Below are 20,398 nucleotides of genomic sequence, written 5' to 3' on the forward strand. Positions count from 1 at the left end.
ACGAAATGCGGGGCCTGATCCATGGCCGGCTATATCGTGCGCCGAGTGCTGCAGGCGATCCCTGTGCTGCTCGGCACCACCTTCCTGATCTACTTCATGGTCTTCGCAATGCCCGGAGACCCGATCGTCGCGCTGTTCGGCGACAAGACGCCGCCCCCGCAGGTCATCGAAGCGCTGCGTGAGCGGTACCACCTGGACCAGCCGTTCATCGTCCAGTACTTCATCTTCCTCGGCAACATCTTCCGAGGCGACCTCGGCGTCTCGTTCTCGGGACAGCCGGTATCGGAGGTCCTTGCGTCCACCTTCCCGGTGACGCTCCGACTCGCGGCCCTCGCGATCTTCTTCGAGATGGTCGCCGGCATCACCGTCGGCCTCATCTCGGGACTTCGCAAGGGCGGCATCTTCGACGCGAGCGCGCTCGTGGTGAGCCTCATCCTGATCTCGCTGCCGATCTTCGTCGTCGCCTTCGTCGCGCAGTACATCTTCGGCATCCAACTCGGATGGTTCAGAACCACAGTGGGCATCGGCGCCCCGATGCAGGACCTGATATTGCCGGCCCTCGTGTTGGCGACCATCAGCTTCGCGCAGATCAGTCGACTGACGAGGGCGTCGGTCATCGACACCGAGGGACAGGACTTCGTTCGCACCGCCGCGAGCAAGGGCCTCTCCCGCAATCGCATCGTCCCTGTGCACATCCTGCGCAACTCGCTGATCCCGGTCGTCACGTACCTCGCGGTCGACTTCGGCACGCTCATGGTCGGCGCGACGGTGACCGAGGGCATCTTCAACGTCCCCGGAGTGGGACGCACCCTGTACCAGGCCATCATTCGCGGAGAGGGGCCGACCGTCGTCGCCTTCGTGACGGTCATGGTGCTGATCTACCTCGTGGTGAACCTGCTGGTGGATCTGCTGTACGCCGTTCTCGACCCGAGGATTCGCTATGCCAAGTAACATCACCAGACCCGATCAGCAGCACTATGTCGCGCCGATCGAGGAGACGCCGGTGGTCGCCATCGACGCCGTCAAGACCGAGGGCAAGCCCTCGAACCTGTGGATCGACGCATGGAACGACGTGCGCAAGCGCCCGATGTTCTGGATCTCGTCGGCACTCATCGTGCTCGTCGTGGTGGTCGCCCTGTTCCCCGGCCTGTTCACGCAGGTGCCCCCGAACAACGACTGCCAGCTCGCGAACAGCAACGGGGGGCCGACCGATGGCCACCCGCTCGGCTTCACGAAGCAGGGCTGCGACATCTACTCGCGCATCATCCACGGCACCGCGACATCGCTGTCGGTCGGCATCATCGTGACGACGCTCGTCTTCGTGCTCGGCATCGTGTTCGGTTCCTTCGCGGGCTTCTACGGCGGATGGCTCGACTCGGTGCTCTCGCGCCTCGGCGACATCTTCTTCTCGATCCCCTACATCCTCGCCGCCGTGGTCATCATGTCGGTGTTCTCGCAGTACGCGAACGTGTGGGTGATCTCGCTCGCCATCGGCATATTCGCGTGGCCGGCGACAGCACGTGTGCTGAGAGCCGAGATCCTGAGGGTGAAGAACTCCGACTTCGTGATGGCGTCGACCGCGCTCGGCGTCTCACGCTTCCGCATCCTGCTGCGCCACGTGCTGCCGAACTCGATCGCCCCCGTCATCGTGATCACGACGATCTCGCTCGCCGCGGCGATCGTCGCAGAGGCGACGCTGTCGTTCCTCGGCGTCGGCCTGCCCTCGAACATCATGTCGTGGGGCAACGACATCAGCGCGGCGCAGTCCGACCTCCGCACTGCTCCACAGGTGCTGATCCTCCCGTCGATCGCGCTGTCGGTCACGGTGCTGAGCTTCATCCTGCTCGGCGAGGTCATCCGCGACGCGCTCGACCCGAAGGCGAGGGCCCAGCGATGACCGAGATCGTGAACACCACCGGCGTGCAGCAGACTGCGGTCGATATCGGAGAGCGCCCGCTCCTCGAGATCAAGGGCCTCCAGGTCGGCTTCAACACCCAGGACGGCGTGATCAAGGCCGTCGACGGCATCGACATCACCCTCTATCGCGGGCAGAGCCTCGCGATCGTGGGCGAGTCGGGCTCCGGCAAGTCGACGACGGCGCACGCCATCATCAAGCTGCTGCCCGGGACAGGGCACATCTCCGGCGGCCAGATCCTCCTCGACGGCCAGGACCTCACCAAGACGTCGGAGAAGGAGATGGAGGCGATCCGCGGTCGCAAGATCGGGTTCGTGCCGCAGGACCCGATGTCGAACCTCAACCCGGTGTGGTCGATCGGCTTCCAGGTCGAGGAGGCCATCAAGGCCAACGGCATCGCCTCCGGGCGCAAGGAGGTCAAGAAGCGCGCGATCGAGGTGCTGAAGCAGGCCGGCCTGCAGGACGCCGACCGGCGCCTGAAGCAGTTCCCGCACCAGTTCTCGGGCGGCATGCGCCAGCGTGTGCTCATCGGCATGGGCCTCGCGGCCGACCCGCAGCTGCTGATCGCCGACGAGCCCACCTCTGCACTCGACGTGACGGTGCAGCGCGTGATCCTCGACCACCTCGAGTCCCTCACCCGCGAGCTCGGCACGACGCTGCTGTTCATCACGCACGACCTCGGCCTCGCCGCCGAGCGCGCCGAGCAGCTCGTCGTCATGTACAAGGGCAAAGTCGTGGAGTCCGGGCCGTCGGCCCAGATCCTGAAGGACCCGCAGCATCCGTACACGCAGCGCCTGGTGGCCGCAGCGCCGAGCCTCGCCTCGCGCCGCATCCAGGCGACCGGGAGCATCGCGGCGGCCGAGTCGGGCATGAAGGCCGACGCATCGCATGTGGCCGGCGAGGAGATCGACCTCATCGCCACGGCCGAGGCGCGTGCCGAGGCGGTCGAGGCCGCGGCATCCGCCCCGCCCGCGATCGTCGTCGAGGACCTCACCAAGGTCTTCAAGATCCGCGGATCCGGCGAGTTCACTGCAGTCGACAACGTGTCCTTCCAGATCCCGAAGGGCACCACGATGGCCCTCGTCGGCGAGTCGGGCTCCGGCAAGTCGACCGTCGCGAAGATGCTGCTGAAGCTCGAGGACGCCACGAGCGGAAAGATCGTCGTGGGCGGAAAGGACCTCGCGTCGACCACCGGCAAGGAGCTCTTCCAGCTCCGCAGCCGCATGCAGCCGGTGTTCCAGGACCCGTACGGTTCGCTGAACCCGCTGCGCAACATCGGCAACACCATCTCGGAGCCGCTGTCCACGCACAAGTACGGCACGAAGGCCACGCGCCGCCAGCGCGTGCACGAGCTGCTCGACCAGGTGTCGCTGCCGCGTACGCTCATCAGCCGGTACCCGAACGAGCTCTCGGGCGGCCAGCGCCAGCGCGTCGCCATCGCGCGTGCGCTCGCCCTGAAGCCCGAGATCGTCGTGCTCGACGAGGCGGTCTCCGCCCTCGACGTGCTCGTCCAGGCGCAGATCCTGCGCCTGCTCGCCGACCTGCAGTCCGAGCTGGGGCTCACGTACCTGTTCATCACCCACGACCTCGCGGTCGTGCGCGTCATCGCCGACCACGTTTCGGTGATGCAGCGAGGCAAGATCGTCGAGAAGGCGACCACCGACGAGGTGTTCGACAACCCGAGGGAGCAGTACACCCGCGACCTGCTCGCGGCGATCCCCGGGGCCGGCATCGAGCTCGGCGCGTAGCCTACGTCACCGCGCGAACGCCCGGCATCCGCTCACCGGATGCCGGGCGTTCGCCGTTCCCAGCCGAACCCGTGCCGCGCACGGTAGGCTTGCATGGCGTGCGCCGCGCATCGGCTTCGCGCGATCCCACAGACCTTCACACCCAGCGCTTCCGCGCTGCCGCCGTGCCGCCCACCGAGGGCCGCGTCGGTGCCACGTGACGACCCGCATCACTGAGGACCAACCACCATGGCCAACGCCACCCGCAACGACCTGCGCAACGTCGCGATCGTCGCCCACGTCGACCACGGCAAGACGACGCTCGTCGACGCCATGCTCAAGCAGACGAACTCCTTCGCCGAGCACGCCCACGTCGACGAGCGCGCGATGGACTCGAACGAGCTCGAGCGCGAGAAGGGCATCACGATCCTCGCGAAGAACACGGCGGTGGAGTACGCGGGCGCGCACGCGGCATCCGGCCCCGTGACGATCAACGTCATCGACACGCCCGGTCACGCCGACTTCGGCGGCGAGGTCGAGCGCGGCCTCTCGATGGTCGACGGCGTCGTGCTGCTCGTCGACGCGAGCGAGGGCCCGCTGCCGCAGACCCGCTTCGTGCTGCGGAAGGCGCTCGAGGCGCGCCTGCCGGTCATCCTGCTGGTGAACAAGACCGACCGTCCCGACGCGCGCATCGACGAGGTCGTCGCCGAGAGCCAGGACCTGCTCCTCGGCCTTGCGAGCGACCTCGCCGACGACGCCGTGTCTGCTGGAACGGACGGCGAGCTCGACCTCGACGCCATCCTCGACGTGCCGGTGGTGTACGCGTCGGGCAAGGCCGGCCGTGCGTCGAGCAACAAGCCGGAGAACGGCAGCCTCCCCGACAGTGACGACCTCGAGCCTCTGTTCGAGGCGATCCTGCAGCACGTCCCCGCGCCGACCTACGACGACGAGGCGCCCCTGCAGGCGTGGGTGACGAACCTCGACGCATCGCCGTTCCTCGGCCGCCTCGCACTGCTGCGCGTGTTCAACGGCACGATCCGCAAGGGCCAGACGGTCGCGTGGGTCCGTCACGACGGCTCGCACTCGAACGTGCGCATCACCGAGCTGCTGAAGACGAAGGCGCTCGACCGGTACCCGGCCGAGGAGGCGGGCCCCGGCGACATCATCGCGGTGGCCGGCATCGAGGAGATCACGATCGGCGAGACCCTCGCCGACTCCGAGGACGTGCGCCCGCTGCCCGCCATCCACGTCGACGACCCCGCGATCTCGATGACGATCGGCACCAACACCTCGCCGGTCGTCGGCAAGGTCAAGGGGCACAAGCTGACCGCGCGCATGGTCAAGGACCGCCTCGACCGCGAGCTCGTCGGCAACGTCTCGCTCAAGGTCGTCGACATCGGCCGCCCCGACGCCTGGGAGGTGCAGGGCCGCGGCGAACTCGCGCTCGCGATCCTCGTCGAGCAGATGCGCCGCGAGGGCTTCGAGCTCACCGTGGGCAAGCCGCAGGTGGTCACGAAGACGATCGACGGCAAGGTCCACGAGCCGTACGAGCACCTGACCATCGACGCGCCCGAGGAGTACCTCGGCGCCATCACGCAGCTCCTCGCCGCGCGCAAGGGCCGCATGGACAACATGGCGAACCACGGCACGGGCTGGGTGCGCATGGAGTTCATCGTCCCGAGCCGCGGGCTCATCGGCTTCCGCACGGAGTTCCTCACCATCACCCGAGGCACGGGCATCGCGAATGCGATCTCGCACGGGTACGACGAGTGGGCGGGCACCATCACGACCCGCAGCAACGGCTCGATCGTCGCCGACCGCTCGGGCGTGGTCACGCCGTTCGCCATCATCGCCCTGCAGGAGCGCATGACCTTCTTCGTGAATCCCACCGAGGAGGTCTACGAGGGCATGGTCATCGGCGAGAACTCGCGCAACGACGACATGGACGTGAACATCACGAAGGAGAAGAAGCTCACGAACATGCGTTCGTCGACGGCCGACACCTTCGAGTCGATGACGCCGTCGCGCCAGCTCACGCTCGAGGAGTGCCTGGAGTTCGCGCGCGAGGACGAGTGCGTCGAGGTGACGCCCGAGAAGGTGCGCATCCGCAAGGTCGAGCTCGACCAGACGGCCCGCGCCCGCGCCGCGTCGCGCCTGAAGAAGCAGGGCTGACCGGCGGGTTCCGGCCCAGGACTCGAGCGGATGTCGCGTGCGCGTGCGCGCGGCATCCGCTCGATTCGTTGCGCCCCACGCAAGGGAGAGCGCTCCCAGTGGTCTCCCAGATAACGGTTCGATAACGGAGGAACCTCCCAGATTCGATGCGTACGGTGGGCGAGATTGTCTCGAAACCCCCGATCGAGATCGTCTCGAAACCCCCGATTCGGATACGTAACGCACCTTGACTCCCCCCAAGCACGGCCGCCGTGCAGCCCCCAAGTCCCTCCGCCTCCGCATCCGCACCACCCGTGATTCCGGTGCCAGCCCGGCGCGGCCGAGCACGCCCGCGGCGGCCACGCCCGCTCGTCGGACCACGCACCGCAAGCGCTCGCTGCGCCCTGCCCTCTCGGTCGCGGCGATGACCTTCGTCGGCGGCATGATGATTGCCACGAGCGTGCCCGCACTCGCGATCACGGCGACCGACTCCGAGCCGCGCGCCTCCGTCTACGCGCCCGCCGCCGAGGATTCGATCTCGCTCGACCCGCAGACGATCGAGGTCGCGAGCGAGGCCGAGACGAAGGTGATGGCCACCGAGGGCTACTCGGTCGAGGCGGCGCCGCCGCCCATCTTCTCGGAGGTCGCCAACGTCGGCAGCGTGTCGATCGTCGAGTCCGGCGCCGTGGTCTGGCCCGTGATCGACCCCGAGGCGCGCGCCTCGGGATTCGGCCCGCGTGAGGCACCCTGCGACGGCTGCTCGACGTTCCACGACGGCGTCGACTTCAACCCCGGCAACAGCACGCCCGTGATGTCGATCGCCGACGGCGTGGTCGTGCTGGCCACCGAGGACGGCGGCGGCCTCGGCGTCAACGTCGAGGTGCAGCACAACATCGGCGGCGAGCTCGTCACGAGCTCCTACGCGCACATGCAGTACGGCTCGCTCCAGGTCGTCGAAGGCCAGAGCGTGAGCGCGGGCCAGCAGCTCGGGCTCGTCGGCACGACCGGGCAGTCCACCGGCCCGCACCTGCACCTCGAGATGTTCGGGGTGGACGGCGTTCGCTTCGACGGCTTCGCCTGGCTCAGCGAGCACATCGGCTGACGCCGGGGCGCTACCGCAGCCCCGCGGCCTGCGGCGGGCGTCAGTCTCCGAAGTGCGGTTCGCGCTTCTCGAGGAACGCCGCGACGCCCTCCCGCATGTCGGCCGTGCGGAAGGCGTCTTCGAATCCGGCCACCTCGAGCTCCGTCGCGACCTCGGTCGTCTGGCCGGTCGCCGCCACGAGCACCCGCTTGGCGAGCCCCACGGCTGTGGGCGAGTTCGCCGCGATCTCGGCGATCGTCGCCCGCGCGCCGTCGAGGAGCGCCTCGCGGTCGGCGAAGCGTCGGGCGACGAGCCCCGAGGCGACCGCCTCGTCGACGCCGATCCGGCGCCCGGAGTAGATGAGCTCCTTCGCCCGGGCGATCCCGACCGCGCGGGGGAGTCGCACCGTGCCGCCGAATCCCGGGATGAGCCCGAGCCTCACCTCGGGCTGGCCGAAGCTCGAGGCATCCGTCGCGTAGATGACGTCGCAGGCCAGGGCGAGCTCGAGGCCGCCGCCGAGCGCGAATCCGTCGACGCAGGCGATGACGGGGGCAGCCAGCGCCTCGATCGCGGCGGCCGCGCGGTGGCCCCGACGCGCGAGCGCGGACGCGTCCTCGGGTGACAGCGAGGCCAGGGCGCGGATGTCGGCGCCCGCGACGAACGCACGGCCGCCCGCGCCGACGAGCAGCACGCCCCGGACGGCGGAGCCCGCCTCCACGAGCCCGTCGAACGCCTCGGCGAGCTCCTCGAGCACCGAGGCCGAGAGCGCGTTCAGCGCGGCGGGACGGTCGATCGTGACGACGGCGACCCCGCCATCGTGCTCGACGCGCACCGCGCGCTCGGCGCCCCGATCCGTGGCTGCAGCATCCGACATCGTCATCGATCCTCTCCGGCGGGCCTGCGCCGCGCCCGCTCCACGCTACGGCATGGTTGGGGCGCTGGGCCGACCGGTAGACTCCGACGCGAAGGGGATGCCACGGATGTCGCGTGCGCCGCACGCCGTCGCAGCCCTGCACCATCACAGAGGAGTTCTCCCATGTCGATCACGCCGACCACGACCCGCGCTGCGATCGCCGTCGCGATCGCCGGCATCACCGCCTCGCTCCTCACCGGATGCTTCGGCAACCCGGGGAACGTCAACCAAGCCGTCGAGGACGCGATCGAGAGCGCAACAGGCGGCGACGTGAGCCTCGACGGCGACCTCCCCGCGGACTTCCCCACGTCGGTGCCGCTCATCGAAGGCGACGTCAACGTCGCGGCGGGCGCTGGCGGAAGCGAGGGGTGGGTCGTCGTGATCACGCCGTCGGCATCCGACGACCCGGTGGGCGAGGCGGCATCCGCCCTCGAGGCCGCAGGCTTCACTGCGGACCCGAAGGTCACCGGTGAGGGCGCCGCGCTCTATTCGAACGGCGAGTACACCGTGCTGATCGTCGGCAAGGGAACCGCGGTCTCGTACACGGTCACGCCGGAGCAGTGAGCACCGAGGACGCCCCGTCGCCGCTGGCGCGGATCGGCAGCTACGCGATCGCGGCGGTGATCGGCGTGATCTACGGCGCGGTCGCGACCGTGGGACACCGCCACGAGATCCGCATCGGCGAGATCGTCATCCCATGGGGGCTCGTCGCGGCGCTCGCCGGCGTGCTGGCGCTGCTCCTCGGGATCCGGCTGGTCGCCGGCGGCCGGTGGGTCGCGGCGGCGGCCGCCGTCGGGGTCGTCGGCACGGTGGCGTTGCTGACCCTGCCCGGACCCGGCGGTTCCGTGCTCGTCGCAGGCGATGTCGAGGGCACCATCTGGGCGGTCGGGCCGGCGCTCATCGCCGTGCTTGTGGTCGCATGGCCGAAGCTGCCCGAACGCCGCACCGCCCCCGTGGACGCTTAGACTGGTATTCCAGTCTTCCGAAGGGACAGCGAGCCACCGTGACCTATGTCATCGCCCTGCCGTGTGTCGACGTCAAGGACCGCGCCTGCATCGACGAATGCCCCGTCGACTGCATCTACGAGGGTGAACGCTCGCTCTACATCCACCCCGACGAGTGCGTCGACTGCGGCGCGTGCGAGCCCGTGTGCCCCGTCGAGGCGATCTATTACGAAGACGACCTCCCCGAGGAGTGGGCGGACTACTACAAGGCCAACGTCGAGTTCTTCGACGACATCGGCTCGCCCGGCGGCGCCGCGAAGGTCGGCGTGATCGCGAAGGACCACCCGGTCATCGCCGCCCTGCCGCCGCAGGCCCACTGAGCATGGGGCGCGGCGATCTTCCGGAGTACCCCTGGGACCTGATGGGACCCTACCGCGACCGGGCTGCGGCGCACCGCGACGGCATGGTCGACCTGTCGATCGGCTCACCGGTCGATCCGACGCCGGCGATCGTGCGCGAGGCGCTCGCGCTCGCCACCGACGCCCACGCCTACCCGACGACGGTGGGCACGCCCGAGCTGCGTGCCGAGATCGTCCGCTGGTTCGAGCGGCGCCGGGGCGTGACCGGGCTCACCGAGGCGCACGTGCTGCCGACCATCGGCTCGAAGGAGCTCGTCGCGCTGCTGCCGTTCCTCCTCGGTCTCGGCGAGGGCGATATCGTCGTGCACCCGCGAGCCGCGTATCCCAGCTACGAGATGGGCGCCGTGCTCGTGGGCGCCACCGCGATGGCCTCCGACGACCCCGACGAGTGGCCGGAGGGCACGCGCCTCGTGTGGCTGAACAGCCCGGGCAATCCAGACGGGCGTGTGCTCACCGTGGAGGAGTTGCGTGCCGCGCGCGACCGGGCGCGCCAGCTCGGCGCCGTCATCGTCGGCGACGAGTGCTATGCCGAGCTCGGGTGGGAGGGGCGCTGGGCCGACGAGCCCGTGCCGAGCCTGCTCGACCCTGCGGTGACCCGCGGCGACCGCAGCGACACGCTGGTCATCTACTCGCTGTCGAAGCAGTCGAACATGGCCGGGTACCGAACCGCGTTCGTCGCCGGATCCCGCACCGTCATCGGGCGGCTCACGACGGTGCGGAAGCACGCGGGCCTCATGCTGCCGCAGCCGCTCCAGCACGCGATGGTCGCCGCCCTGGCCGACGACGCACACGTCGCGGAGCAGAAGGAGCGCTACCGCAGCCGCCGCGACATCCTGAAGACCGCGCTCGAGGCGGCCGGGTTCCGCATCGATCGCAGCGAGGCGGGGCTCTACCTCTGGGCCACCGAGGGACGCGACGGATGGGACAGCCTCGGCCGGCTCGCCGACCTCGGCATCCTCGGCGGACCCGGGCACTTCTACGGCGTGCACTTCCCGGAGCACGTGCGGCTGTCGCTCACGGCGAGCGATGAACGCATCGCCGCGGCCGCCACGCGGCTCCGCGACGCCGCCGCGGCGTGATCGCCCTCCCTGTGCAGATCGCCAACGGAACAGCCCATCTCTTGGCGGATGCAACAGTGTGCCCGGAGCACGTCTAGGCTGTATTCGGGTCGCGGCCGCGTTCGGCCCCGGACCGGAAAGCAGGTGACCGCGAAAGTGACGATCACAGGAGGCGCCGTGAGCGACGTCGTGAACCAGGCGCACGGGAAGCGTCCCGTTGCCGCCACCCTGTCCTTCCCGGGCGGCACCGCCGAGTTCCCGATCCGCCCCGCCGTGGACGGCAACTCGAGCATCGACCTGTCGACCCTGACCCGTCAGACGGGTCTCACCGCGCTCGACTACGGCTTCGTCAACACCGCCTCGACGCAGTCCGAGATCACCTACATCGACGGCGAGCAGGGCATCCTCCGCTACCGCGGCTATCCGATCGAACAGCTGGCGGAGCACTCCACCTACCTCGAGGTCGCCTGGCTCCTCATCTACGGCACGCTGCCGAGCGTCGACGAGCTCGCGGAGTTCGACGAGAAGATCCGCAGGCACACGCTCCTGCACGAGGACCTCAAGCGGATCTTCACGGCGCTGCCCCACACCGCGCACCCGATGTCGGTGCTCTCCAGTGCCGTCTCGGCGCTGGCGACCTACTACGAGGACTCTTCCGACCCCCACGACCTCGACCACGTCGAGCTCACCATGGCGCGCCTGCTCGCGAAGCTCCCGGTGATCGCAGCCTACGCGCACAAGAAGAGCATCGGGCAGGCGTTCCTCTACCCCGACAACTCGCTGAGCTTCGTCGACAACTTCCTGCGCCTGAACTTCGGCAACATGGCGGAGCCGTACACGATCGACCCGGTGCTCTCGAAGGCGCTCGACCGCCTGCTCATCCTCCACGAGGACCACGAGCAGAACGCCTCGACGTCCACCGTGCGCCTCGTCGGCTCCACGGGAGCCAACCTCTACGCCTCGATCTCGGCCGGAATCCAGGCACTGTCGGGCCCGTTGCACGGCGGCGCCAACGAGGCCGTGCTCCAGATGCTCGCCCGCATCCGCGACTCGGGCGAGGGAGTCGAGAAGTTCGTCGAGCGCGTCAAGCGCAAGGAGGAGGGCGTGAAGCTCATGGGCTTCGGGCACCGCGTCTACAAGAACTACGACCCGCGTGCGAGGCTCGTGAAGGAGTCGGCCGACGAGGTGCTCGCCGAGCTCGGCGTGAACGACCCCCTGCTCGACCTCGCCAAGGAACTCGAGCAGATCGCCCTCGAGGACGACTACTTCAAGGAGCGTCGCCTCTACCCGAACGTCGACTTCTACACGGGCGTGATCTACAAGGCGATGGGCTTCCCCACGCGCATGTTCACGGTGCTCTTCGCGATCGGGCGCCTGCCCGGCTGGATGGCGCACTGGCGCGAGATGAACCTCGACCCGCAGACGAAGATCGGCCGCCCGCAGCAGCTCTACGTGGGCGAGCCAGCGCGCAGCTACCCCTCGGCCTAGCGCCGGCGCAAGCTCGGAGGCCGCCCTCCTCGCTCGGTCAGATCGCGGCCGCCTCGTCGGCCACGGCGCCGTCGGCCGGCGTCTCCCGACGCCCCGCGAGCCCGGGCCGCGGGTCGAGGTGGATGCCCGCGAGCATGCAGCGGACCGAGCCGCCCGCGAGCTCTATCGTGGGCACGTCGAGCGGCAGGAGCCTCGCCGACCGCTCGATGCGGCAGCGCTGGTCGGCGGTGAGCGCCTGGAACGCGCGTCGCGAGAGCGCGAGCACCCGACCCTGCGACCCCCACAGCTCGAGCGCGTTGCCGCAGAACTCGTCGGCCTGCTCGTCGCTGATCGCGATGACGTCACGGCGCCCCCGGGCCGCGAGACGGTCGAGCACCTCTCGCCGGCGCGCGGGGGAGACCAGCATGTCGGCGGCGACGAGCGCGAACTCGGTGGCGATGCTGAGGATCACGTTGGTGTGGTAGACCGCGACGCCTCGGCCGTCGACCGCGTCGAAGACCATCGGCTCGTAGCCGAAGTTCGTGCAGAACCGCTCGAGGGCGATCGGGTCGGCGCGATTGGAGCGGGCCGCATAGGCGATGCGGAGTTCGTGGTCGAGCACCATCGCGCCCGTGCCCTCGAGGAACACGTCGTCGACCTCGAGGCCCGAGTAGTCGATGACGTCCTGGACGCGGTAGCTGGCCTTCAGCATCTCGACGATGTCGCCACGTCGCTCGGTGCGGCGGTTGGGCGTGAACATGGGGTACAGGGCGACGTGTCCCCCCGAGTGCGTCGAGATCCAGTTGTTCGGAAACACGCCGTCGGGCCGGTGCCCGGACTCGTCCTCGAAGAGGTGCACGGTCACGCCGGCCGTCTCGAGCGCCGCGGCCGCGCGGGTCACCTCGTCATAGGCGGATGCCGCGAGCAGCGCCGGGTCGATTCCGTCGAGGTTCGGCTGGAAGCCGTTGTCGGCGAGCGTGTCGGGATTCGGCGCGAAGTGGTGCGGTCGAATCATGACGACCGCGGCGGGGGCCTGCACCGACACGCGCTCAGCCCACCGGGGAGAACGCGCCGACGAGGCCGAAGAGGTCCTTCGGGTCGTCGGGGTCCGCCACGAGGTCGATGCGCTGCTCGAATCGCGTTCCGGCCACCTCGTCGCGCACGTAGCGGAGCGCGGAGAAGTCCTCGACGGCGAAGCCGACCGAGTCGAACAGCGTGATCTCGTCGGCGCCCATGCGGCCGGGCGCACGGCCCGTGAGGACCTCCCACAGCTCGGTCACCGGGAAGTCGGGTCCCTTCGCCTGGATCTCGCCCTCGATGCGCGTCTGCGGCTCGTACTCGACGAAGACACGGGCCCGGTCGAGGATCGCCGGGTCGAGCTCGGTCTTGCCCGGGCAGTCGCCGCCGATGGCGTTGAGGTGCATGCCGGGACGCACCCACTCGTCGGCCACGACGGTGGCGCGGGTCTTGTCGGCTGTGCAGGTGGTCACGACGTCGGCGCCCTCGATCGCCTCGGCGGCGCTGCCTGCGACCTCGATCTCGAACCCCAGCGGCAGCAGGTTGCGCACGGCCTTCGCGATCGCGTCGGGATCGACGTCGAACACACGGAGCCGCGTGATGCCGAGCGCCGAGCGGAAGGCGAGCGCCTGGAACTCGGCCTGGCTGCCGGTGCCGATCATCGCCATCACCGCGGAGTCCGGGCGGGCGAGCAGCTTCGCGGCGAACGCGGAGGTCGCGGCCGTGCGCAGGGCGGTGAGCACCGTCATCTCGGCGAGGAACGTGGGGTAGCCGTTGTGGACGTCGGCGAGGACGCCGAACGCCGTGACGGTCTGGTACCCGCGGGCGGGGTTCGACGGGTGGCCGTTGACGTACTTGAACGCGTAGGACTCGTGATCGCTCGTCGGCATGAGCTCGATCACGCCGAACGGCGTGTGGCTCGCGACCCTGGGTGCCTTGTCGAAGCGCTCCCACCGGGCGAAGTCCTGCTCGAGGTACGCCATGATGCCGGCGATGATGCGCTCGGGCCCTGTGCTGGCGACCCAGCCGACCATGCCGCGGACGTCGACGAAGCTCGTCATCCCATTCCTTTCCGTGCCTGCATCGAGCGTACGATCCGGCGATATGCAAGAGCAATGACCGCAGTGCTTACGAAACGTCGGACGAGTGAGCAATCTGATCACGTGTGATGTACGATCTGCGCATGGAGTACCTCGACGACCTCGATCGTCGCCTGCTCGCGCTCCTCCGCGAGGACGGGCGGACACCCGTCGCCGAGCTCGCGCGCCGATTGGGGGTCGCCCGAGCGACGGTGACGGGCCGGATCGACCGGCTCGTGGCATCCGGGACCATCGTCGGATTCTCGGTGCGCGTGCGCGACGAGCTCGACCCGCTCGCGATCCACGCGATCTCGTTCATCGAGGTCGAGGGCCGAAGCACCGACGACGTCATCCGCAGGCTGCGCGGGCTTCCCGAGGTGATCGCCCTGCACACCACCAACGGGGGCTGGGACCTCGTGGCGGAGCTGCGCACCGAGACCCTCGGCGACTTCGACCGCGTGCTCGGCCGCATCCGCTCGATCGACGGCGTCGTGAACAGCGAGACGAGCCTGCTGCTCAGCTCAGTGCTGCGCTGAGACGGCCCGGCGCCGGGCACCGGCCCGTCGCGTCAGCCTCCGGCCGGCCGGAGGTGCAGCGTCTCGCTCGCCGCGTCCTGCACCGCCTCCATCGTGAACGGCCATGGGCGCGTCTCGCCACGCTGCCACAGTGGTGCCTGGTCGGCGTAGTGCGGGTGGAAGGCGTGGCCGGAAGCGCCGGTGAGGTTCACCCAGCCTGACGCGTCGAAGTCGTCGAGGTCGACCACCATGCGCATCGACGGCACCCAGTCGACGTCGTAGCCGAGGCTCGCGTCCCAGCCGATGGCGTTGACGATCGACGATCCGCCGCCGACCTCGTAGGGCCCGCGGTTGAAGAGCCACTCGATCGGGCCGATGCCCGACTCGCCGAAGCTCTGGTTCGTCAGGGTGAGGGTGTGCAGGCGGCCCCAGCGCCAGCCGTCGGCGTCACCACCCATCTGGTCGGATGCCTCGTCCCACGCCTCCTCGAGGGCGTGCGCGAGCATGGCGTCGCGCCCGCCCACGCCCTCCTCCTCGTTCGTCCACCAGCGGGCGTCGGGCTCGCCGAGCAGGCCGTCGACCACGCCGAACCACCGATCCCCGCCCACCGGGCGCGTCTGGTCGGGGAGCGATCCGAACATGTCGTCGAGGAGGTTGCGCCAGAAGACCGCGAAGTAGGCCGCCTGCGCGCTGTCGACATCGGCGCGGCCGTCCCATCCGTCGAGCAGGTCGGCCCCGCGTGCGGCGTCGCCCTCGAGCCCCAGCTCGGCGATCACGGGGAGCATCGCGGTGGCGTTGGCGTCGGCGGTGTCGAGCTGGATCTCGGCGACGTCGTCGGCGGTGAGCTTCGTGCCGGATGCTATCCGCTCCTGCAGCATCCGCTCGATGCCCTCCGCCCGGTAGCCGAGGTCCCAGTCCTGGGTGAGCGCGGGCCCGTTGACGCTCACCGCATTGTTCGCGGTGACGATGTAGCCGCGGGCGGGGTTCAGCAGCGACGGCAGCTGGTCGAACGGGATGGTGCCCGACCATCCGTTCTCGCTCGTCCATCCGGGCAGGGGCACGGTGCCGTCGCCGGTCGAGCGCATCGGGATCGAGCCGGGCGCCTGGTAGCCGATGTTCCCGTCGACGTCGGCGTAGACGAGGTTCTGCGCGGGGACGTCGAAGAGCGCGGCGGCGGCTCGGAACTCGTTCCAGTCCCTCGCGCGGTTGAGCGCGAAGACGGCTCCGGCGGTCCTGCCGGGTGTGAGCGCCGTCCACCGCAGCGACAGCTCGTACTCGCCCTCCCTCTGGCCGGATGCCGCGGGATAGCCGTCCGCGACGGCGGCGAAGTCCGAGCCGATGTCGGTCACGATCGGCCCGCGGGCCGTCGACCGCACGGTGACGGTCACCGGATCGCCGCCGGCCACCTCGATCGTCTCCTCGCGAACTGCGAGGGGCACGGCCGCGCCGTCGAGTTCGTACGTGTCACCGTCGACGCGCTCGAGGAAGAGGTCGGCGACGTCGGGGCCGAGGTTGGTGAAGCCCCAGGCGATGCGCTCGTTGTGGCCGATGATCACGCCGGGCAGCCCCGAGAACGTGTAGCCGGCCACGTCGAACGCGCAGTCGTCGCGGAGCTCCGCGCAGTGCAGTCCCATCTGCGCCCAGATGGACGGCATCGCGGGGCCGAGGTGCGGGTCGTTCGCGAGCAGGGGCTTCCCGGACTCGGTGAGCGCACCAGACACGACCCACGAGTTCGACCCGAGGTCGCCGCCTTCCGGCCCGAGCAGCTCGGGCACGCCGTCGAGCAGGGCGCTGAGCGCGGTGAGCGGCGCGGCGACGGCATCGGCCACCGCCGGGTCGAATGCCGCGGCCGCCGCCGCTGTGTCACCGAGCGGCTCCGCGTCGGCACCGGCGGGCGCCGCCCCAGCAGGGCCCTCGATGATGGTGGGCATCGATCCCCACGCATAGCCCGGGTGCAGACGCGCGACCTCCTCGGGCGGCAGCTCGCTCGCGAGCAGCGCCCGGTCGACCTCGTCTTCGAGGTTCGAGCGGAGGTCCCAGGCCATGGCCTTGAGCCACGCGATGGAGTCGACGGGCGTCCACGGGTCGGGCGAGTAGCCGGGGTTCTGCAGGCCGAGCACGGCGTACTCGAGCGAGAGGTCGGCGCCGCCCCGCTCCTCGAGGTAGGCGTTGACGCCAGCGGCGTAGGCCTCGTAGTACGCGCGAGAGACCGGATCGAGCAGCTCGAACTCCCGCTCGGCGATGCCGCGCCAGTCCAGCGTGCGGATGAAGGCGTCGGTGGCCACCTGCGATTCGCCGAACAGCTCGGCCACCCGCCCGGCCGTCACGTGGCGCCGGAAGTCCATCTCCCAGAACCGGTCCTGCGCGTGCACGAAGCCCTGGGCGAAGAAGAGGTCGTGGTCGGACTCGGCGACGAGCTGCGGGATGCCGGCGTCGTCGCGATAGACCGTCACGGCTGCGGTGAGGCCTGGGACCTCGATGCGCCCGCTCGTGGTCGGGAAGGAGCGCTGGACCGTCCACCAGCCGAATCCGGCCGCGGCGAGGCCGAGCACGAGCACCGTGACGAGCAGGACCGTCAGGAACGTGAGGCCGCGGTGCCTGCGGGTCCTCGGTGCGTCGGTACCCACGTCACTCCTTCGTGATGCGCAAGGCGACGGCCGCCCGGCGGCGGCCTGAGCACCCCACTGTAGTCGACCCTGCTTCGAGGCCCGGTCAGGCGTGCAGCGCGGCGTTGAGCGCGACCCCGTCGCCCGTGCGCGAGAGCACCTCGACCTGCCCGTTCAGCGAGTTGCGGCGGAACAGGAGGTTGGGCACCCCCGAGAGCTCGACGGCCTTCACGGTTCGCCCCGCCTCGCCGGCGCCCCCGACCACGACGACCTTCGTGCCTGCCGTGACGTAGAGTCCCGCCTCGACGACGGAGTCGTCGCCGATCGAGATGCCGATGCCTGAGTTCGCGCCGAGGAGGGCGCGTTCGCCGATCGCGACCCGCTGGGTGCCGCCGCCCGAGAGGGTGCCCATGATGGAGGCGCCGCCACCGATGTCGCTGCCGTCGCCCACGACGACGCCCTGCGAGACCCGCCCCTCGACCATCGAGGTGCCGAGCGTGCCTGCGTTGAAGTTCACGAAGCCCTCGTGCATCACCGTGGTGCCGGGGGCGAGGTGGGCGCCGAGGCGCACGCGCGAGGCATCCGCGATGCGCACGCGCTCGGGGGTGACGTAGTCGAGCAGACGCGGGAACTTGTCGAGTCCGGTCGCGTGGATGCCGGCGCGCTGCAGCGTGAGGCGCAGCCGGTCGAAGTCGGCCGGATGCACCGGGCCGGCGTTCGTCCACACCACGGCCGGCAGGTGCGCGAACACGCCGTCGAGGTTCACCTCGTTGGGGCGCACCAGCAGGTGCGAGAGCGCGTGCAGTCGCAGGTACGCGTCTGGCGTGCTCGCGGGGGGGACGTCGAGGTCGATCTCGACCGTCACGGGCTCCAGCGTGACCGCACGCCGCTCGTCGGGGCCGGCGAGCGCCGTGAGCTCCGCCGGTACGACGGATGCCGAGTCGGCCGCCCCGAGCGCGGGAGCCGGGAACCAGGTGTCGAGCACCGTGCCGTCTTCGGTGACCGTCGCCAGGCCGTGACCCCAGGCGAGGCGGCGGGCAGGGGAGGAGGCGGCGTCGGTCGCGGGCATGACTCCAGCGTATCCGCTGGTGAGGCACGCCATCCGTAGACTCGAGGCATGCCGACACCTGACTCGCCCCGGCCCGTGCTCGACCTCACCGCCGACTCGATCGCGATCACGAAGGCGATCTGCGACGTGCCGAGCGTCTCGGGCGATGAGACCCCGCTCGCCGACCTCATTGCAGAGGCGCTCGCGGATGCCGCGCACCTCGAGGTGATCCGCGACGGCGACACCGTGGTGGCCCGCACCAACCTCGGTCGCGACCGACGCGTCGTGATCGCGGGACACCTCGACACCGTGCCGATCAACGGCAACCTGCCCACCCGTTTCGAGACGATCGACGGCCAGCCCTACCTGTGGGGCCGCGGCACGGTGGACATGAAGGCGGGCGTCGCCGTGCAGTTGAAGCTCGCCCTCGAGCTCGCGGATCCCATCGTCGACCTCACGTGGATGTGGTACGACCACGAGGAGGTCTCGGCCGAGCTCAACGGGCTGGGCCGGCTGGCGCGTCATCGCCCCGACCTGTTCACCGGCGACTTCGCCATCCTCGGCGAGCCGACGAACGGCCAGGTCGAGGGCGGCTGCAACGGCAACCTGCGGGTGGAACTCCGGGCGTACGGGCTGCGCGCGCATTCCGCCCGGAGCTGGGTGGGCGAGAACGCGATCCACAAGCTGGCGCCGGCGCTCGACCGGCTCGTGGCCTACGAGGCCGCGACGGTCGAGGTGGACGGGCTCGCGTACCGGGAGGGCCTGAACGCCGTGGGCATCTCGGGAGGCATCGCCGGCAACGTCATCCCCGACGAGGCGATGGTGCACGTCAACTTCAGGTTCGCACCGAACCGCACCGTTGCCGAGGCGATCGAGGTCGTGCGTGGCATCTTCCCCGAGTACGAGCTGACCGTCGTCGACGAGGCCGAGGGCGCGCGTCCGGGCCTCGACGCGCCGCTCGCGCAGCAGTTCGTGCGCGCTGTCGGCGCCGAGGCGCGTCCGAAGTACGGCTGGACGGATGTCGCGCGCTTCAGCGCGCTCGGCATCCCCGCCGTGAACTTCGGTCCCGGCGACCCGTTGAAGGCGCACGCCGACGACGAGCGGGTGGCGACGGACCAGATCGTCTCCTGCGAACGTGCGCTGCGCGCGTGGCTCACCGGCGCGGCCTGAGAGCGACACGATGACCTCCGCGCCGGTCGAGCGGGAGCGCGACCCGTTCCGCATGACGCGCTCCTCGCCGCGCGTGCGCTGGCGCCTGCTGCCGTGGTGGGCGAAGGTGCTGCTCGTGTACGCCGCCGCTCGCGCGGTCACGACCGTGTTCGTGCTGGTGCTCGCGAGCGTGCAGGGGGCGAATGCATGGACCGGGGCGCAGCCGGGATACTTCGAGTACGCGAACATGTGGGACGCGCGCTGGTACCAGATCATCTGGCTCGGCGGATACCCGTCCGAGCTGCCGTTCACCGACGACGGGCAAGTTGCTGAGAACGCCTGGGCGTTCCTGCCGGCGTATCCCGTGCTGGTCGGTGTGCTCACCTGGCTCGCGGTGCCGTGGAACGTCGCATCCGTGCTCGTCGCGCTCGCCGCGGGACTCGGCGCGGCCCTCGTGTTCCACCGGTTGATGTCGAGGTTCCTGGAGCCCGACCGGGCGCTCTTCGCGGTCGTGCTGTTCTGCGTCGCGCCGGTGTCGCCGATCATGCAGTTCGGCTACGCGGAGTCGCTCGGCTTCCTCTGGATCGCGCTCGCCCTCCTGCTCCTCGTCGATCGGCGCTACGGATGGCTCTTCCCAGTGATCGCGGCGTGGTCGTTCACCCGCCCCGGGGCGCTCGCGTTCGCGCTGGCGCTCGCGCTGCACTGGGCCTGGCGGTGGTTCCGCCGGGGGCGCGAGCCGTTCCCCGTTCGCGACCGGGTGCTCGCGGCATCCGCGGCGGTGTTCTCCGCGCTCGCAGGCCTCGCGTGGATCGGCATCGCCTGGGCGGCGACCGGCGACCTGCGCGCATACACCGACACGGAGTTGGCCTGGCGGTCGGCGTACATCGGCTACCGGGAGCTCGTGCCGTTCACCGCATGGTTCCAGTCGGGCGACTGGTGGCTCGGCCAGCCGTTCGGCACGATCGCGGTGATCGCCGTCATCGCGGCGTTCGCATTGTTCCTCGCATCTCCCGCGGTCGGCAGGCTCGGCATCGACATCCGGATCTGGTCGGCGAGCTACGCGCTGTACCTGATCGCGGTGTTCTTCCCGCAGTCGAGCACGTTCCGCATCGTCGCCCCGCTCTTCCCATTGCTCGGCGCGTTCGCCCTCCCGAGGGCGCGATGGTACCGCTGGGGGCTCGTCGTGCTGTTCCTGGCGCTCCAGGTGGGGTGGCTGCTCATCGCCTGGGGCATCGACGGGCGCGACTGGACGCCGCCGTGACGCGTGCGCTCATCCCCCTGATGAGCGCAGGAATCGAGCCGAGCGGAT

At 70.0% G+C, this 20,398-nt stretch carries 18 protein-coding genes; 13 read left to right on the top strand and 5 right to left on the bottom strand.

Features of this window, described 5'->3' with window-relative positions; translation table 11 throughout:
• Positions 1–21 precede the first annotated feature (21 nt).
• The 5 genes from ASG80_RS20415 to ASG80_RS20435 all read left to right on the top strand — a co-directional run bounded on the left by ASG80_RS20415 (position 22) and on the right by ASG80_RS20435 (position 6,895).
• Positions 22–951 (top strand): ABC transporter permease, encoded by a 930-nt coding sequence (locus ASG80_RS20415; protein WP_056734188.1) that lies wholly within the window; start codon positions 22–24, stop codon positions 949–951.
• Positions 941–1,897 (top strand): ABC transporter permease, encoded by a 957-nt coding sequence (locus ASG80_RS20420; protein WP_056734190.1) that lies wholly within the window; start codon positions 941–943, stop codon positions 1,895–1,897. Before ASG80_RS20415 ends, ASG80_RS20420 begins: the two co-directional genes overlap by 11 nt.
• Entirely contained in the window at positions 1,894–3,663 is a 1,770-nt protein-coding gene (locus ASG80_RS20425) for an ABC transporter ATP-binding protein (RefSeq protein WP_056734192.1), read from the top strand. Before ASG80_RS20420 ends, ASG80_RS20425 begins: the two co-directional genes overlap by 4 nt.
• A gap of 228 nt (positions 3,664–3,891) precedes the next feature.
• On the top strand, positions 3,892–5,814 hold the full coding sequence (gene typA, locus ASG80_RS20430) for a translational GTPase TypA (protein ID WP_056734194.1): 1,923 nt from the start codon (positions 3,892–3,894) through the stop codon (positions 5,812–5,814).
• A gap of 226 nt (positions 5,815–6,040) precedes the next feature.
• Positions 6,041–6,895 (top strand): M23 family metallopeptidase, encoded by an 855-nt coding sequence (locus ASG80_RS20435; protein ID WP_156401989.1) that lies wholly within the window; start codon positions 6,041–6,043, stop codon positions 6,893–6,895.
• 40 nt (positions 6,896–6,935) lie between these two features.
• Here ASG80_RS20435 and ASG80_RS20440 read toward each other — a convergent pair whose 3' ends face one another.
• Positions 6,936–7,748, bottom strand: coding sequence for an enoyl-CoA hydratase/isomerase family protein (locus ASG80_RS20440; protein WP_056734316.1), 813 nt, complete (start codon positions 7,746–7,748; stop codon positions 6,936–6,938).
• 162 nt (positions 7,749–7,910) lie between these two features.
• On the opposite strand from ASG80_RS20440, the gene ASG80_RS20445 reads away from it, so the two are divergent.
• The 5 genes from ASG80_RS20445 (at position 7,911) to ASG80_RS20465 (ending at position 11,696) form a co-directional block, all read left to right on the top strand.
• Positions 7,911–8,351: a hypothetical protein gene (locus tag ASG80_RS20445; RefSeq protein WP_056734198.1), complete on the top strand. Its 441-nt coding sequence runs from the start codon at positions 7,911–7,913 to the stop codon at positions 8,349–8,351.
• Positions 8,348–8,752, top strand: coding sequence for a hypothetical protein (locus tag ASG80_RS20450; RefSeq protein ID WP_056734200.1), 405 nt, complete (start codon positions 8,348–8,350; stop codon positions 8,750–8,752). The genes ASG80_RS20445 and ASG80_RS20450 overlap by 4 nt, the downstream gene beginning before the upstream one ends.
• Positions 8,753–8,790: 38 nt before the next feature.
• Positions 8,791–9,111 carry a ferredoxin gene (fdxA, locus tag ASG80_RS20455; protein ID WP_021762463.1) on the top strand — a complete coding sequence of 107 codons (321 nt, stop codon included), beginning with the start codon at positions 8,791–8,793 and terminating at the stop codon, positions 9,109–9,111.
• Between the two features lie 2 nt (positions 9,112–9,113).
• On the top strand, positions 9,114–10,229 hold the full coding sequence (dapC, locus tag ASG80_RS20460; protein WP_056734201.1) for a succinyldiaminopimelate transaminase: 1,116 nt from the start codon (positions 9,114–9,116) through the stop codon (positions 10,227–10,229).
• A gap of 207 nt (positions 10,230–10,436) precedes the next feature.
• Positions 10,437–11,696 carry a citrate synthase gene (locus tag ASG80_RS20465; protein WP_056734318.1) on the top strand — a complete coding sequence of 420 codons (1,260 nt, stop codon included), beginning with the start codon at positions 10,437–10,439 and terminating at the stop codon, positions 11,694–11,696.
• Between the two features lie 37 nt (positions 11,697–11,733).
• Here ASG80_RS20465 and ctlX read toward each other — a convergent pair whose 3' ends face one another.
• Both ctlX and ASG80_RS20475 read right to left on the bottom strand, forming a co-directional pair.
• Positions 11,734–12,720 carry a citrulline utilization hydrolase CtlX gene (gene ctlX, locus ASG80_RS20470; protein ID WP_200952643.1) on the bottom strand — a complete coding sequence of 329 codons (987 nt, stop codon included), beginning with the start codon at positions 12,718–12,720 and terminating at the stop codon, positions 11,734–11,736.
• A 4-nt stretch (positions 12,721–12,724) separates the two neighbouring features.
• Complete coding sequence (locus ASG80_RS20475; protein ID WP_056734203.1) at positions 12,725–13,753, bottom strand: ornithine cyclodeaminase; 1,029 nt, start codon at positions 13,751–13,753, stop codon at positions 12,725–12,727.
• Between the two features lie 122 nt (positions 13,754–13,875).
• Here ASG80_RS20475 and ASG80_RS20480 point away from each other — a divergent pair, with 122 nt between their 5' ends.
• Positions 13,876–14,307 carry an Lrp/AsnC family transcriptional regulator gene (locus tag ASG80_RS20480; RefSeq protein ID WP_056734321.1) on the top strand — a complete coding sequence of 144 codons (432 nt, stop codon included), beginning with the start codon at positions 13,876–13,878 and terminating at the stop codon, positions 14,305–14,307.
• Between the two features lie 32 nt (positions 14,308–14,339).
• Here the strand turns inward: ASG80_RS20480 and ASG80_RS20485 are convergent, their stop codons facing one another.
• Both ASG80_RS20485 and dapD read right to left on the bottom strand, forming a co-directional pair.
• Positions 14,340–16,913 (bottom strand): penicillin acylase family protein, encoded by a 2,574-nt coding sequence (locus ASG80_RS20485; RefSeq protein WP_082590789.1) that lies wholly within the window; start codon positions 16,911–16,913, stop codon positions 14,340–14,342.
• A gap of 85 nt (positions 16,914–16,998) precedes the next feature.
• Positions 16,999–17,961, bottom strand: a complete 963-nt coding sequence (gene dapD, locus ASG80_RS20490; RefSeq protein WP_056734205.1) for a 2,3,4,5-tetrahydropyridine-2,6-dicarboxylate N-succinyltransferase — start codon at positions 17,959–17,961, stop codon at positions 16,999–17,001.
• A 48-nt stretch (positions 17,962–18,009) separates the two neighbouring features.
• On the opposite strand from dapD, the gene dapE reads away from it, so the two are divergent.
• Positions 18,010–19,110 (top strand): succinyl-diaminopimelate desuccinylase, encoded by a 1,101-nt coding sequence (gene dapE, locus ASG80_RS20495; protein WP_056734207.1) that lies wholly within the window; start codon positions 18,010–18,012, stop codon positions 19,108–19,110.
• Positions 19,111–19,120: 10 nt separating this feature from the next.
• Positions 19,121–20,350 (top strand): hypothetical protein, encoded by a 1,230-nt coding sequence (locus ASG80_RS20500; RefSeq protein WP_082590809.1) that lies wholly within the window; start codon positions 19,121–19,123, stop codon positions 20,348–20,350.
• The last annotated feature ends 48 nt before the right edge of the window (positions 20,351–20,398 follow it).

The organism is Agromyces sp. Soil535 (assembly GCF_001428255.1).
GTDB lineage: Bacteria > Actinomycetota > Actinomycetes > Actinomycetales > Microbacteriaceae > Agromyces.